The following is a 13574-nucleotide window of genomic DNA, read 5'->3' on the forward strand; positions in this document are numbered from 1 at the left end:
TTCGTCAATCACTCAGCTTTTGATAGAGCTCCGCCAGCGCCTTGAGCCCGCGATGAACGGACACGCGCAGGGCCCCTTCGGTGACCCCCAGATTTTTCGCCGCGTCGCGCAGGCTTTCGCCGCGGATCGACACGGCTTGAATCGCCTCGCGTTGCTTCCCACTCAATTGATCGAGCAGTCGCAGGGCGTCCTGCCGCTCCAGTTCTCGCTCGACATGTTCCGCCTCCGGCGGCGCGGCGAGGACATTCTCGAAATCGGCAATATCCGTCTCGGCGCGGCGGCCGCGGCGGCGCATCATGTCGATGACCTTGTTGCGCGCGATGGCCGAAAGCCAGGGCGTCAGCGGCTGGCTGGAATCCCAGGTGTGGCGCTTGAGATGAATGGCCAGAAGGGTTTCCTGCACCGCGTCCTCCGCCTCGCTCGCCGAAAGTCCGGCGCGCGCGCAGGCCTTTCGGCACAGATTGCGCAGATAAGGCGCGAGGGCGGCGAGCAGGCGCTGGTAAGCGGCGCCGTCGCCCGCCAAGGCGGCGCGCATGGCGGCGCTCCATTCCTGATCCTGCGCCAGCAAATCCGGCATCCAATACTCATCTTCGCGCGAGGGCGGCGGATTGTTACAACGGAAACGTCGCAATTGCACGCCGGCGCGATTTTTTCTCGCGGAGCGACTTTTTTTGCGATCCGGCGTAACGGCATGGCGCGGCCCGCGTATGGTTGGACAGGCGAACAAGCCTGCCCCAGCAAAGGAGATTTCTTGATGAGCAAATCCAGCATGACCCGCGATCTCGTCGTTTCGGCATCGCTCGCCGCCTCGCTGATGACGGCCCTCGCCGCCGTTCCGGCCAAGGCCGAAAGCAAGCAGGAAAAATGTTTCGGCGTGGCCCTCAAGGGCGCCAATGATTGCGCGGCGGGCGCCGGCACGACCTGCGCCGGAACCTCCGCGATCGATTATCAGGGCAATAGCTGGAAATTCGTGCCCAAGGGAACCTGCGAAGCCATGAAGCTTCCGGGCGGCCGCACCGGCTCGCTGACCGCGCTCGACCGTGATCGTTCGAAGTCGTGATTTTCGAAGTTGTGATTTGAGGAGGCGCGTCGCCATGAATGCTTTCGCCGAAATTCGCCGGTCAAAGCCTGCTCTCGCGGAAAACTGCGTGGGCGCGGGGCTGAAGCCGGCGCATTATGCGGAGATTCTGGCGGCGCGGCCCGATATCGGCTTCTTCGAGATCCACGCCGAGAATTACGTGAACGCGGGCGGGCCGAATCATCGCTGGCTTGCCGCGATCCGAGAACGTCACGAGATTTCAGTCCATGGCGTCGGCCTATCGCTCGGCTCCACGGAAAAGCTCGACCGCGACCATCTGGCGCGGCTGAAAAAGGTCGTGGCGCGCACCGAGCCCGCGCTTGTTTCCGAACATCTCGCCTGGTGCGACTTTTCCGGCCGCGCCTTTCCCGACCTGCTGCCCCTGCCCTATGACGAAGCCGCGCTGCGCCGCGTCGCGGGCAAGATCGACTCCGTGCAGCAGGCGCTGGGTCGCGAAATCCTGATCGAAAATCCCGCGACCTATCTACGCTTCCGGGGCGACGCCCTGTCCGAGCCGCAATTTCTCCGCGAACTCTGCGAGATCGCCGGCTGCGGCCTGCTGCTCGACGTCAATAATGTCCATGTCAGCGCGATCAACCACGGCTTCGACGCCGAAGACTATCTCGACGCATTTCCGCTGGAGCGGGTCGGAGAAATCCATCTCGCCGGCCATGCCGAGTCCCGCGACGCCCACGGCGCCTTCCTGATCGACGATCACGGCGGCCCGGTCGCCGACGAGGTCTGGGCGCTCTATCGCCATGTGATCGCGCGCGCCGGCCCACGCCCCACCCTGATCGAATGGGACAATAATATTCCGGACTGGCCTGTCCTGCTCGGCGAGACATTGAAAGCGCGCAGGACGCTTGACGCCCGCAGCCCGCTCCCCCGTCACGAGGGGCGGATCGAGCCGAAAAGCGAGGCCGCGCCGGCCAGCGATGTTTGGCAAGCCGCTTTCGCGACGGCCCTGCGGGACCCCGAGGCGCCCGTCCCGGCGCTGTTCGCGCCCTGCGACGCGGAGGCGCGTTTCGCGGTCTATCGCAATAATTCCGCCGTGGCGGAGATCGGCGCGCTCAAGGAGCAATTTCCGACCGTGCTGCAACTGGTGGGCGAAGACGCCTTTTCCGGGCTCGCCCGCGCCTTCGCTCGCAAAAATCCGCCACACTCGCCCATTCTGGGTGATTACGGCGAGGATTTTCCCGATTTCGTCGCGGATTTCCTGTCGGAACACGGCGCCAAGGAAACGCCTTACCTGCCGGATGTCGCGCGCCTCGATTGGGCCTGCCTGCGCGCGCTGCGCGCGGAAGACGCCGAGCCTTGCGATGTGGCGCGGCTCGCGACGCTCGATCCGGCGCGGATCGGCGCGACTCGCGCCAGAATGCATCCCGCCGTGGCGGTGGTGGCGTCGAACTGGCCGCTGCTGGTCCTGCGCGACCCGGAGGCGCGGGCAATCGACGACTGGCGCGCCGAAACGATTCTCGTCCTACGGCCTCAGGCCGAAGCCCGGCTGATCGCGATTTCGCCCGGCGCCGCCGCCTTCCTCGACGCCTGCGCCAAAGGCGCGACGCTGGCCAAGGCCTCGGAGGCTGGCGCGCGAGTGGAAGTCCATTTCGATTTCGGCGCGACCCTCGTCGCTTTGACCCAGGCCGGCGCCTTCGTCGATTTCATCTCTGACACTCAAATCTAAGGGGAGATCTCCATGAGCGCGCTGACCGCAAATTATCCGCTTGAACTGCCCTATTGGCGGGCTGTGAAGCCCACTTTCGTCAATTTCGCGCAACTTGCGCTGCGCGTGGCGCTGGCCGTGCCGTTCTATCGTTCGGGCCTGACCAAATGGGACGGCTTCCTGAACCTGAGCGACAGCGCCGACGCGCTGTTTTCAGACGAATTCAAGCTGCACCTGTTCGGCGGCGAATATGCCTTCCCTGCCCCACATGCGATGGCTTTCGCCTCGGGCTGCATGGAAATTCTGTTGCCGATCCTGCTGGTTCTCGGGTTTGGAACGCGTCTGGCCGCGCTGGGCCTGCTGGGCATGACCGCGATCATCCAGCTTACCGCGCCCGAGGGCTGGGCCAATTTCCATCTGATCTGGGCCGCGACCGCCCTCGCCATCCTTGTCCACGGGCCGGGCGCGTTCTCGCTCGACGCGCTGATCGGACGGGCCTTTGGAAGCTCCTTGGCCAAACGGGGAAGCTGACCGGGCCGCGAGCCCCCTACACAAAGCCGGCGGCATTGATTATGGTGCGGCGCATTGAGCGCCAGCGCCGCCTCCCATCGGATCGAGACCCATGTCGGACCACGCCATTCCGCATTTCCACAACCAGCCCGGACTTTCGAAAATTCGCGTCGGCGCCAGGGAATTCATGTGCATCGGCGCACTGCCGCCCTTCGACCATCCCCATGTCTATATCGACATCGGCTCGGATTCCGAGGCGATCTGCCCCTATTGCTCGACGCTTTACGTCTATGACGCCTCCCTGCACGGCCATGCCGATCCTGCGGAATGCGAAGCCCCGGCCCAAGCGGCCTGAAGAGCAGCCTAAAGAGCGGCCTGAGGCGGTGCGCGGGAATTTCCGCGCCGCGGGAGTGCGCAAGTGACTTCGCAACAAGTTTTCGTGATCGCGGGCGGCGGCGTCGGCGGTCTTACCACTGCTCTGGCGCTGGCCAAGGCCGGCCAGCCTTCGCTGCTGCTTGAGCGCGCCTCGGCTTTCCGCGAAGTCGGCGCCGGCCTCCAGCTTTCCCCCAACGCCAGCCGCATCTTGCGGGCGCTCGGCGTGCTCGACGCCGTGATGACGCGCGCGGTCGTGCCCGATCACGTCCGGCTCCGCCGGGGCTCCGACGGCGCCGATCTGACCAAGATCCCGCTCGGAGACGCTGAGAAACGCTGGGGAGCGCCTTATATCGCCGTCCACCGTGCCGATCTTCTCGCCGCATTGGTCGAGCAGGCCCGGCGGGAGCCGCTGATCGAGATCAGCAATGATTCGACCCTGACCGGCTATATTCAGGACGAGAAGGGCGTGGCCGCCACCTATCGCTTCGACGGCGAATTCCGTCGCGCGTCGGGCGCCGCGCTGATCGGCGCTGATGGGGTGCGCTCCATGGTGCGCGGGCGGCTCATCGGCGGCGACGCCGACAAGCCCGCCTATACGGGCCACACCGCCTGGCGCGCCGTGCTGCCCGCGGCCAGCCTGCCCGAACCCTTCCGGCGCAGCGCCTCCAATCTCTGGTTCGGCGAGAGGGCGCATCTCGTCCATTATCCGCTGCGCGGCGGCGCCTTCGTCAATGTGGTGGCGCTGGTCGAGGACGCCTGGCGCGGCGAAAGCGAAGGCGCCGATCCCGATTTCTGGGACAATGTCGGCGATCGCAAATTCCTCATCAACCGCTTCAAGACCTGGTGCAAGGAAGCCCAGAACCTGATCGCCGCCGGCGACGCCTGGATGCGCTGGCCGCTGTTCGACCGGCCGCCGATCGATTCGTGGTCGCGCGGCAGGGTCGCCCTGCTCGGCGACGCCGCCCATCCCATGCTACCCTATCTGGCGCAGGGCGCTGCCCAGGCGATCGAAGATTCCGCCGCGCTCGCGGCCTCGGTCGCGGCCAGTCCGGACGACCCGACCGCCGCCTTGCAGGCCTATTCGGCCTCGCGCGCCGCCCGCGCCCGCCGCATCCAGGAAGCCTCGCGCGCCCAGGGCGAAATCTATCATCTATCTGGCGCCAAGGCCTTTGCGCGCGATGTGGTGCTGCGCCTCGCCGGCCCCGGCCGGCTGCGCGCCCGCCAGAACTGGATTTACGCAGCCTGACGGCGCCAAGCCTTGCGGGCGCAGCGCGATCAGTCTAAGGACCTGCGCCTGACGCGAGAGAGCCACATGACCCATGACTCTGCCGAAGCGCCGGAGCTGCGCGCCGCCCATGTGATCGTCGTCGCCAATGAAAAGGGCGGCTCCGGCAAGTCCACCATGTCGATCCATCTCACGGTGGCGCTGCTCAAGGCCGGCTATCGCGTCGCGACCATCGATCTCGACACCCGCCAGCAGACCCTGACGCGCTTTTTCCAGAACCGCGCCTCCTGGGCCCGCACCGCGCCCTGGAAGGTCGAGCTGCCGAAGCATTTCGCGCCGGAGCGCGGCGAGTCGTCAAACACCCAGGAAAATGAAACTGCCGAATTCGCCACTTTCGCCGAAGCCATCGGCGAGGTTGAGCATGATTACGAATTCGTCGTGATCGACACGCCGGCAAGCGATTCCTACCTGATGCGGCTCGCCCATTCGCTGGCCGACACCCTGATCTCGCCGATGAACGACAGTTTCATCGACATGGACGTGCTCACGCGCGTCCATCACGACCGCGGGCAGCGCGGCCTCGTCGCGCAATATGCTGAAATCGTCCTCGAGGCCCGGCGCAAGCGCCGCCTGGTGGATAATGGCCTGATCGACTGGGTTCTGGTGCGCAACCGCATCGCGACCCTGCAGACCAACAACGCCCGCCAGGTCGACAACGCCTTGCGCAAGCTTGCGGTGGAATTGCAGTTCCGCGTCGCCGAAGGCCTCCATGACCGCGTCATTTTCCGCGAATTGTTCCCGCTCGGCCTCACGGCGATGGACGCCATCGAGGAGGCCAGCCACAACCTCACGCCGTCGCAGCAATCGGCGCGGCGCGAGATTGCGACGCTGGTCAATGACCTCCGCCTGCCCTCGCGCGCCGAGGGCGCCGATTATCTCGAATCGCGCCACGTCTGGTTCGAGGCCATCTCGAACTATTACCGCGAACTGACGGCCAAGAAGGACGACTAAAGCGCCTTCTCGATATCGCCCGCGATGTCCTCGGGCTTGTCATTGGGCGCATAGCGTTTCAGCACCTTGCCGTCCCGCCCGACCAGGAATTTGGTGAAATTCCACTTGATCGCCTCGGTGCCAAGCAGGCCCGGCGCCGCCTTCTTGAGATGGCGATAGAGCGGATGGGCGTTGGCGCCGTTCACCTCGATCTTGGCGAACAGCGGAAAACTGACGTCATAATTCAACTCGCAGAAATTCTTGATTTCCACCTCGTCGCCCGGTTCCTGATGGCCGAACTGGTCGCAGGGAAAGCCCAGAACATCGAAGCCGCGCGTGAAAAAACGCTGCTGCAGCGCCTCCAGCCCGGCATATTGCGGGGTGAAGCCGCATTTGCTGGCGACATTGACGATCAGCAGAACCCTGCCGTCGTAATCCGCCATTTTCTTGTTTTCGCCGTCGATGGTGCGGACTTCGATATCGGCGAATTCGGTCATCATGCGTTCTCCCGGCAGGCAATATGTCCTGCCGCGGATCATGCCGCCATTTCGACGATTTCACCAAGGGAATCGACGCCGGCGAGCAGAATCGCCCGGGCGCCCGCCGCAGCGAAATCGTCGTGCAGGAAATCGCGCGCGGTGCCGTCCTCCGCGAAAATCACGGTCAGGTCGGCATCGGCGGAAATCCGCGCCGCCTCCGAGTTCCAGCCCGACGCGACCAGCACAAAATCATAGGTCGATTGCAGCGCGTCGAGGATCAGGTCGAGATCGCCGGATTCGTCGCCGACCGCGCCACCCGACTGGATGATGTGCAGGCGCGAGGCGCCGTCGCGATAGATCGCTTCGGCGAAGGAGGCTTCGCCATGCAGCAATTGCGCAAGGCCGGGCTGGGCCTCATCGAATTCGTCGCGGCCGTCGGCGGACGCGAGGGCGTCGGCAAGGGATGCGTCGGCATGGTCGATCTGGACCAGAATGGCGCGGCCCTCTCGCGCCATGGCGCGGGCGAGCGCGAGGCTGGCGCAGGCGGAGGCCGATTCGGCGGCGCTGGCGACCAGAACCTTGGCCCCGCCGCCGGCGCGGGCGGCCGAGATCCGCTCGACAAGGGCGCGCGAGGCCGCATTGCGCGGACGCGGCGCCAGTTTGACCATGACGTCGGGCGCCGCCTTAGGCTCGGGCTCGACCGCCGCCTCGGGCGCAACCTGCGCGACCGCTTGAGGCGCTGCCGGGACCGTGGCCTTAGCGACAATTTGCGGCTCGGCTTGAGGCGCGATCCGGGCCGGCGCAGACGTTTCCCGGAGCGTGGGCGCAGGCCGCGATTCGCTTGACGCGGCTGGAGCGAGCGTTTTGGCCGGCGCCGCATATTCGGACACGGCCTGCTTGACCCGGATCAGCAAGCTGTCCGCCTTGGTCTTTTCGATAGGGGGGCGCTCCATACCGAAGCCGAAAACAGCCTTTTTCAGCCCCGCGATCGTGGAATCGCCGACGGGCTCCGGCGCGGAGGCCGCGCCCGAAGGAGCGCCGAAGCCTTCGCCGGGCGACGCCTTCGCCGGAGCGGCGATCTCGCGCTCGGGGGCAAGCGCCGGCTTGATCGCGGCCCGGACAGTCCTCTTTTCGCTTTCCGGCTCGATCCGGGCGCGCTCGCGCTTCGGTTCGGTTCGCGCCCGTTCGCCGGACAGCTCCCGCGCCACGACATAGGCCGAGGAGAAGAACAGGCCCGCGATCGCTCCGAAAATCGTGATCGGCAGCTTCTTCGGGAAGACCGGCTGGCTCGGCGCCAGAGCGCGGGAAATGATGCGCGCGTCCGGCGGCGCCGAATCGGCGACGTCCCGCGACAGGGCGGCCTGATATTTTGCGGCGACGCTCGCGAGTTGGTCCTTCAGGATCTTGGCGTCGCGCTGCAGCTCCCGCAATTGTGCGGCGTCGGCGTTCGAGGCGCCAACCGCGCCCTTTTGCTCTTCGAGCAGGGCGGTGAGATTGGCGACCCGGGTCGCGGCGACGCGGGCGTCATTGTCCTGGCCGCGCGCGGCCTTTTCAACCGCCGCGCGAAGCTGCGTCTCAATATCCGACAATTGCGCCTCAAGGCCCTTGATGAGCGGATGGGCGGGCAGCAGCGTCCGCGATTCCAGCGCGAGCTGAGAACGCACCGCGACGCGCTGCTCCGCGATTCGCCGCACCAGATCATTGCTGGAAATTTCGCCGGCGTCGCCAAGGCGGCCCTGTTTCAGCAGATCACGCAGGCCGCGCGCCTTGGCTTCGGCCTCCGATTGCGCCGCGCGGGCCTCGGCGAGCTTGGTCGCGATCTCGCCCAGCTGCTGGGTCGGCACGGAGGTGTTTTCGCTGCTCTCATAGAGGCCGGTGCGGGCGCGGAACGCCTCCATCCTGGCGTCGGCTTCGGCGACGCGCGTCTCGAGCGAGCCCATCAGCGGCCGCAGCGCTTGCGCGGCCTGGTGGGCGCCCTCGCGCTTCGCCTGCGATTTCAGGTCGATATAAAGTTCGGCGACGACATTGGCGCCGCGCGCGGCGAGGTCCGGATCGCGCGAGGTGAACTCGATCTGAAGCACGCGCGTCTTGGACGGCGACATCACCGTGAGATGGTCGATGAAATTGGTCAGCAGGCGGTCGTCGGGCTGCTGGTCGAGCGACCTCCCGCCCAGCCCGAACAAGGCCAGCGGACGCATCAGGGAGGACAGGAAGGAAGCGTCGGGATCGAATTCCGGATTGCCCTTGAGGCCGAGCTTCTGAACGGCCTTGCGGGCCAGATCGCGCGACGTGAGAAGCTGGATCTGGCTGTTGATCGCCTCGGCGTCGAAATCCTGCGGCGCATTGGCGTCGCGCGATCCTTCGGGCGCCGCGCTGGTGAAATAGCTTTCCTGATTTTCGACGAGGATGCGCGCTTCCGCCATATAGCGCGGGCTGACCACGAGGCAGAACAGGAGCGCCGCCGCGGCGGCGCCGAGCGTCGCCTGCGCAATGAGCCGCTTGTTGCGGCCGAGCGCCGCCGTGACGCCGTTGAGGTCGATTTCCCCACGTCCGCCGACTGCCTCAGAATCGAATTCCCGCGCGCCCATCGCACACTCCATTAACCATGCGAAAATCTAGGGGCGCATGGTTGAGGTCAGGTTAACCAAAAGGTTCGGATTGCGCATACCGGCGAGTTTTTGCGCCGCACACAAACCAACAGGCCGAATTTTCCATTTCCTTTCCGATTGTTAGCAAACAGCCCGCCGGAATTGGAAAGCTGTTCAAAACGTTAAAGGCAAAGCTTTGTTAACCATGAAAGGTTAGGTTCTCGACGTGGCCGCGGCGATGCGGCGCCGATTCAGGTCGAAAAAATGCGCCGATCCCTGCTCATTGTCTGTCTCGCCTTGTCGGCCCTGCTCCAGGGTTGCGCCGATGCGCGCCGGAATCCGGCGGGCTTCCAAGCCTATGCGGACACGCCTTATACGCTCGGCCCCGGCGACCGGCTGCGCGTGATCGTGTTTGGCCAGGATTCGCTCAGCAATTCCTTCGCGGTGGACAGCTCTGGCCAGATCGCCATGCCGCTGATCGGCGTCGTGCCCGCGACGGGCCGCACCCCCGCCCAACTCGCCCGCGAGATCGAGACGCGCCTGCGCAACGGCTATGTGCGCGAGCCGCGCGTTTCCGTCGAGGTCGAAGCCTACCGCCCCTTCTTCATCCTCGGCGAAGTGACCACCTCCGGCCAATATCCCTTCGTCAACGGCATGAGCGTCGAAACCGCCGTGGCGATTGCTGGCGGCTATACCCCGCGCGCCCGCAAGGACATGGCCCAGATCACCCGCACCCGGGACGGCCGCACCGTCACAGCAGACGCTCCGATGAACATGCCCATCCGCCCCGGCGACACGATCTACATTCAGGAGCGGTTTTTCTGATAGACATTTTTTTATGAATATCAGTAAGTTACAGATATATTATCATCATTGACGTGAGCTTTGTGGAAACGCCCTTTCCGCCTCCGAGACGCCGGGCCTCTTTTTTAAGATTCGTCGGCTACAAGAGGCGGGATTGTGGAATCCGGGCCTCATGAATCCTCGCGAGCGGAGCTTACGCATCCTGCATGTGTTGCGGGCGCCTGTCGGCGGCCTGTTTCGGCATGTTCTGGACCTCGCGTCGGAGCAGGCGCGACGCGGCCATGAAGTCGGCCTGATCATGGACTCGACCACCGGCGGCGAACAGGCCAGGAGCCAGCTCGCGCGGCTCGCTCCCGCGCTCCGGCTCGGCGCGACGCGCATTCCCATGCGGCGGGAGCCGCATCCCGGCGACGTCGCCGCGATCCTGCGCGTCTGGCGCGAAATCGGGCGGCTGAGGCCCGACGTCGTTCACGGCCACGGCTCGAAGGGCGGCCTCTATACCCGGGCGACCCGCTTCCTGCCCTGCCCCGGGCGCCCGCTGCGGGTCTATACGCCGCATGGCGGCAGCTTTCATCCCCGGCGCGGCCACGATCTCTATCTCGCGGTCGAACGGCTGGCGGCGCGCCGGACCGACCTGCTGCTGTTCGAGAGCGATTACATCGCCGGGCGCTATGCCGCGAGCGTCGGCCCTACACGGGCGCTGCAATGCGTCGCCAAGAACGGATTGCGGCCGGAGGAATTCGCACCCGCCCCGGCGGGACTGGACGGCGCGGAATTCGTCTATGTCGGCGAGCTTTCGAGCTTCAAGGGCGTCGACGTGCTGATCCAGGCTCTCGCCGCGATCCATGCGGGCGGCCAGGCGACGCCGCGGCTGGTCGTCGTCGGCTCGGGCTGCGAATCCCAAAAGCTCGCGGCCCTCGTCGAACAATTGGGCCTGAACGCCCATGTCGGATTTTACGGCGTGCTGCCGGCGCGCGACGCCTTCACGCTCGGCCGGATCGTGGTGGCGCCGAGTCGCGCCGAATCCCTGCCCTATATCGTGATGGAGGCGATCGCCGCCGACAAGACCGTCATCGCCACCGATGTTGGCGGCGTCGGCGAGATTTTCGGACCCTTGCGCGACAAGCTGGTCCCGCGCGACCAGCCGGAGACGCTGGCCCGCGCGATGCTCGCCGCGTTGGGCCAGGACGAGGCCAAGGCGGCGGCCGAGCGCGCCGTTCTGTCGCGCCATGTGGCGAGCCATTTCAGCGTCAAGGTCATGGCGGATTGCATTCTCGCCGCCTATGAACTGGCGCTGGCGCGCCGGGACGGCCCCTCTCTCGCCGAGGCGAAGCCATGACCGGCGCCGACTTCACCGGGGCCGATTTGGCTGCGCCCCGAGCAGCCCTGCGTTGGAGCCTCGATTACCGCAAGCTTCTCAACGTCTTCTTCTGGCTGACCATGTTCAGCGGCTCGGTGGTCTTCATCGAACCCTCGCCTTACGACATCCTGATCCTGATCACCATCGCGCTCTGGGCGGCCGGCGGCTTCACCGTGCATCGCGCGATCCTGCCCATGGCGCTGTTCCTGTCGCTCTGGACGCTTGGCGGCTACATCGCGCTGATCCCCTATTGGCATGAGGAAGACCCCGTCAGCTTCATGCATCACACCTTGTTCATCACCACGACTGGCCTGTTTTTCGCTCTTTTCCTGTCGCAGGAGACCTCGCGGCGCGCCGAACTGCTGCTGAACGGCTATGCGGCCTCCTGCGTCCTCGCGGCGGTGATTGCGGTCGCCGGCTGGTCCGGCGCCTTGGGCGACGACAGCGACTGGACGCTGAGCGGACGCGCCATGGCGCCGTTCAAAGACCCCAATGTGCTGGGCTCCTATCTCGTCACCGGCGTGCTTTATCTGGTGCAGCTCCTGCTGCTGGGCCGAACCCGCCGCTCGTGGCTGGTCGTTCCGAGCCTCGCCCTCATCGTCACCGCGCTCTTTCTGACCTTTTCGCGCGGCTCCTGGGGGGCGACCATCGTGTCCCTCGTCATGGTCGTCGCCTTCCTGTTCAAGACCACCGACAGCCGCGCCCTGCGCCTGCGCATCATGGCCGGCGCGTCAGCGGTTTTTGTCATCGGCGCGATCGGCTTGATGGGCGCGCTCAGCATTGAAAGCGTGCGCGACTTCTTCTTCGAGCGCGCGGCCCTGACGCAGGATTACGACGGCGGCCCGAACGGGCGTTTCGGCAACCAGCTCCGTTCGATCCCGATGCTATTCGACCTGCCCAACGGCTTCGGGCCGCTGCGCTTCCGCCTGACCTTCGGGCTGGAGCCGCATAATTCCTATATCAACGCCTTCGCCTCGAACGGCTGGCTCGGCGGCTTCGCCTTCATCGCATTGGCGTTCTCGACCTTTTTCGTCGGCTTCCGCCAATGCCTGACGCGCCACCCCTTCATGCGCCCGGCGCAGGTGCTCTTTGCCGCGACCTTCGTGTTTTTCATGCAGGGCCTCCAGATCGATATCGACCATTGGCGCATGTTCTACGTCTCGCTCGGCGCCGTGTGGGGCATCGAGGCCGCCCGGCAACGCTGGTTGCGCGAAGGCCTCGCGCAAGCTGGCGAGCGCCCGGAGCTGCCGGGCGCCGAACAGATCCCGCATTAGCAGCAAGATCGGGTTCAGGTGCGCCATGCCGTTGAAACTGAGATGGTTGAATGAAGATCTCATCGCCAACAAAGGCATTGGTCCGGGATTTCACTTCCTCCGGCATGCCCTTTCGCTGATCATCGTCGCGCATCATTGCCGCATCGCCGTTTTCGGCGTGCAAGGCGCGACGCCCGGTTATGTGAAAGGCGCTCCCATCGGCGAGCAGCTATCCTCTCATCTTTCGCCCGGGCTGCTGCTGGTGGAATTGAGCCGGCCCGCCCTTTTTTCACTGGTCGGGCTCTTTTTCGCGCTCAGCGGATTTCTGGTCTTCGCAAGCGCGGCGCGCGCCCCGGACATCAAGACGTTTTTCGGCAATCGCGCGCTGCGCCTGCTGCCGGCGCTTTCCGTCGAGGTCGCCTTGTCGGCGCTGATCCTCGGGCCGCTCGTGACGGAATTGCCGCTCAGGGCCTATTTCAGCGATCCCCAGTTTTTTCGCTATTTCGGCAATATCGTCGGAGAAGTGACTTTCACGCTGCCCGGAGTCTTCCTCCACAATCCCTGGCCCGATCTCGTCAACGCCAACCTTTGGACGCTGCCGCCCGAACTTGGCTGCTATTTGCTCATGCTGGCGATGCTGGCCAGCGGACTGACCAGCAAAAGGCGGCTGCTGGGCGCGCTCACGCTCGCGGCCCTGATCGCGTTCCAGCTTCTGGAAATAGCGGCGCCCGACCTCCTCCCGGTCAGGGCGGATTCGACCCATTTCACGCCTTGGTTCATCGTCTTTCTGTTCGTCGTGGGGGCGGCTTTTTTCGCAAACGCCGACCTGATCCCGCTCCATCCGCTTTTTTTCCTCGGGGCGGCGGGGGTTTATTGGGCGTTGATGCTGCTGGGAGTCCTGCAATGCGTGGCGGGCGTCTTCCTCGCCTATTGCATGGTCTATATCGGCATGGCGGGCTTTGGCTGGTTCGACCGGCTGCTGAAAATGGATCTGTCCTACGGAACCTATCTCTATGGATTTCCGCTGACGCAGGCCTCGGTCTATTTCCTTCTGCCCGCCCTGCGCGATTTCAGCCATCTGACCCAATATGCGATCATCCTGCCGCTGGTGATCGGCGCGACGGCGTTATTCGCCATGTCCTCATGGATCTTCATCGAAAAGCCGGCCTTGAGCCTCCGGCGGCATCTGGTCAGGGAACCCGCGCCGAATCTGAGCGAGGCAGGGGCGCGCGTGAGCTGAAAGCGGCGC

Annotated in this window: 13 protein-coding genes; 10 read left to right on the forward strand and 3 right to left on the reverse strand. The window is 65.2% G+C overall.

The window, feature by feature from the left end; translation table 11 throughout:
• Positions 1-4: 4 nt before the first annotated feature.
• Positions 5-577: a sigma-70 family RNA polymerase sigma factor gene (locus QM467_RS11750; RefSeq protein ID WP_283366513.1), complete on the reverse strand. Its 573-nt coding sequence runs from the start codon at positions 575-577 to the stop codon at positions 5-7.
• A 177-nt stretch (positions 578-754) separates the two neighbouring features.
• On the opposite strand from QM467_RS11750, the gene QM467_RS11755 reads away from it, so the two are divergent.
• The 6 genes from QM467_RS11755 (at position 755) to QM467_RS11780 (ending at position 5862) form a co-directional block, all read left to right on the forward strand.
• Entirely contained in the window at positions 755-1060 is a 306-nt protein-coding gene (locus tag QM467_RS11755; RefSeq protein ID WP_283366514.1) for a BufA1 family periplasmic bufferin-type metallophore, read from the forward strand.
• Between the two features lie 34 nt (positions 1061-1094).
• Positions 1095-2762, forward strand: a complete 1668-nt coding sequence (gene bufB / locus QM467_RS11760; RefSeq protein WP_283366515.1) for an MNIO family bufferin maturase — start codon at positions 1095-1097, stop codon at positions 2760-2762.
• Between the two features lie 12 nt (positions 2763-2774).
• Positions 2775-3272 (forward strand): DoxX family protein, encoded by a 498-nt coding sequence (locus QM467_RS11765; RefSeq protein ID WP_283366516.1) that lies wholly within the window; start codon positions 2775-2777, stop codon positions 3270-3272.
• Between the two features lie 91 nt (positions 3273-3363).
• On the forward strand, positions 3364-3606 hold the full coding sequence (locus tag QM467_RS11770) for a zinc-finger domain-containing protein (RefSeq protein WP_283366517.1): 243 nt from the start codon (positions 3364-3366) through the stop codon (positions 3604-3606).
• Positions 3607-3669: 63 nt separating this feature from the next.
• Positions 3670-4872, forward strand: a complete 1203-nt coding sequence (locus tag QM467_RS11775) for an FAD-dependent monooxygenase (protein ID WP_283366518.1) — start codon at positions 3670-3672, stop codon at positions 4870-4872.
• Positions 4873-4938: 66 nt separating this feature from the next.
• Complete coding sequence (locus tag QM467_RS11780; protein ID WP_283366519.1) at positions 4939-5862, forward strand: division plane positioning ATPase MipZ; 924 nt, start codon at positions 4939-4941, stop codon at positions 5860-5862.
• On the opposite strand, the gene QM467_RS11785 is transcribed toward QM467_RS11780, so the two are convergent.
• Positions 5859-6338 (reverse strand): glutathione peroxidase, encoded by a 480-nt coding sequence (locus QM467_RS11785; protein WP_283366520.1) that lies wholly within the window; start codon positions 6336-6338, stop codon positions 5859-5861. The genes QM467_RS11780 and QM467_RS11785 overlap by 4 nt on opposite strands.
• A gap of 38 nt (positions 6339-6376) precedes the next feature.
• Positions 6377-8908, reverse strand: coding sequence for a Wzz/FepE/Etk N-terminal domain-containing protein (locus QM467_RS11790; RefSeq protein WP_283366521.1), 2532 nt, complete (start codon positions 8906-8908; stop codon positions 6377-6379).
• 264 nt (positions 8909-9172) lie between these two features.
• On the opposite strand from QM467_RS11790, the gene QM467_RS11795 reads away from it, so the two are divergent.
• The 4 genes from QM467_RS11795 to QM467_RS11810 all read left to right on the forward strand — a co-directional run bounded on the left by QM467_RS11795 (position 9173) and on the right by QM467_RS11810 (position 13565).
• Positions 9173-9733: a polysaccharide biosynthesis/export family protein gene (locus QM467_RS11795; RefSeq protein WP_283366522.1), complete on the forward strand. Its 561-nt coding sequence runs from the start codon at positions 9173-9175 to the stop codon at positions 9731-9733.
• Positions 9734-9884: 151 nt separating this feature from the next.
• Complete coding sequence (locus QM467_RS11800; protein ID WP_283366523.1) at positions 9885-11051, forward strand: glycosyltransferase; 1167 nt, start codon at positions 9885-9887, stop codon at positions 11049-11051.
• Positions 11048-12346 carry an O-antigen ligase family protein gene (locus QM467_RS11805; RefSeq protein WP_283366524.1) on the forward strand — a complete coding sequence of 433 codons (1299 nt, stop codon included), beginning with the start codon at positions 11048-11050 and terminating at the stop codon, positions 12344-12346. Before QM467_RS11800 ends, QM467_RS11805 begins: the two co-directional genes overlap by 4 nt.
• A gap of 46 nt (positions 12347-12392) precedes the next feature.
• The gene (locus QM467_RS11810) at positions 12393-13565 is read left to right on the forward strand and encodes an acyltransferase family protein (protein WP_283366525.1); all 1173 of its coding nucleotides are present in this window, start codon (positions 12393-12395) and stop codon (positions 13563-13565) included.
• Positions 13566-13574 lie beyond the last annotated feature (9 nt).

The organism is Rhodoblastus sp. 17X3 (assembly GCF_030056575.1).
Taxonomy (GTDB): Bacteria; Pseudomonadota; Alphaproteobacteria; order Rhizobiales; family Beijerinckiaceae; genus Rhodoblastus.

Coding starts and splice junctions, on each gene's coding strand:
- QM467_RS11795 (WP_283366522.1), top strand. CDS start 9,173: ATGCGCCGATCCCTGCTCATTGTCTGTCTCGCCTTGTCGGCCCTGCTC.
- QM467_RS11805 (WP_283366524.1), top strand. CDS start 11,048: ATGACCGGCGCCGACTTCACCGGGGCCGATTTGGCTGCGCCCCGAGCA.
- QM467_RS11750 (WP_283366513.1), bottom strand. CDS start 577: ATGCCGGATTTGCTGGCGCAGGATCAGGAATGGAGCGCCGCCATGCGC.
- QM467_RS11770 (WP_283366517.1), top strand. CDS start 3,364: ATGTCGGACCACGCCATTCCGCATTTCCACAACCAGCCCGGACTTTCG.
- QM467_RS11765 (WP_283366516.1), top strand. CDS start 2,775: ATGAGCGCGCTGACCGCAAATTATCCGCTTGAACTGCCCTATTGGCGG.
- bufB (WP_283366515.1), top strand. CDS start 1,095: ATGAATGCTTTCGCCGAAATTCGCCGGTCAAAGCCTGCTCTCGCGGAA.
- QM467_RS11800 (WP_283366523.1), top strand. CDS start 9,885: ATGAATCCTCGCGAGCGGAGCTTACGCATCCTGCATGTGTTGCGGGCG.
- QM467_RS11780 (WP_283366519.1), top strand. CDS start 4,939: ATGACCCATGACTCTGCCGAAGCGCCGGAGCTGCGCGCCGCCCATGTG.
- QM467_RS11755 (WP_283366514.1), top strand. CDS start 755: ATGAGCAAATCCAGCATGACCCGCGATCTCGTCGTTTCGGCATCGCTC.
- QM467_RS11785 (WP_283366520.1), bottom strand. CDS start 6,338: ATGACCGAATTCGCCGATATCGAAGTCCGCACCATCGACGGCGAAAAC.
- QM467_RS11790 (WP_283366521.1), bottom strand. CDS start 8,908: ATGGGCGCGCGGGAATTCGATTCTGAGGCAGTCGGCGGACGTGGGGAA.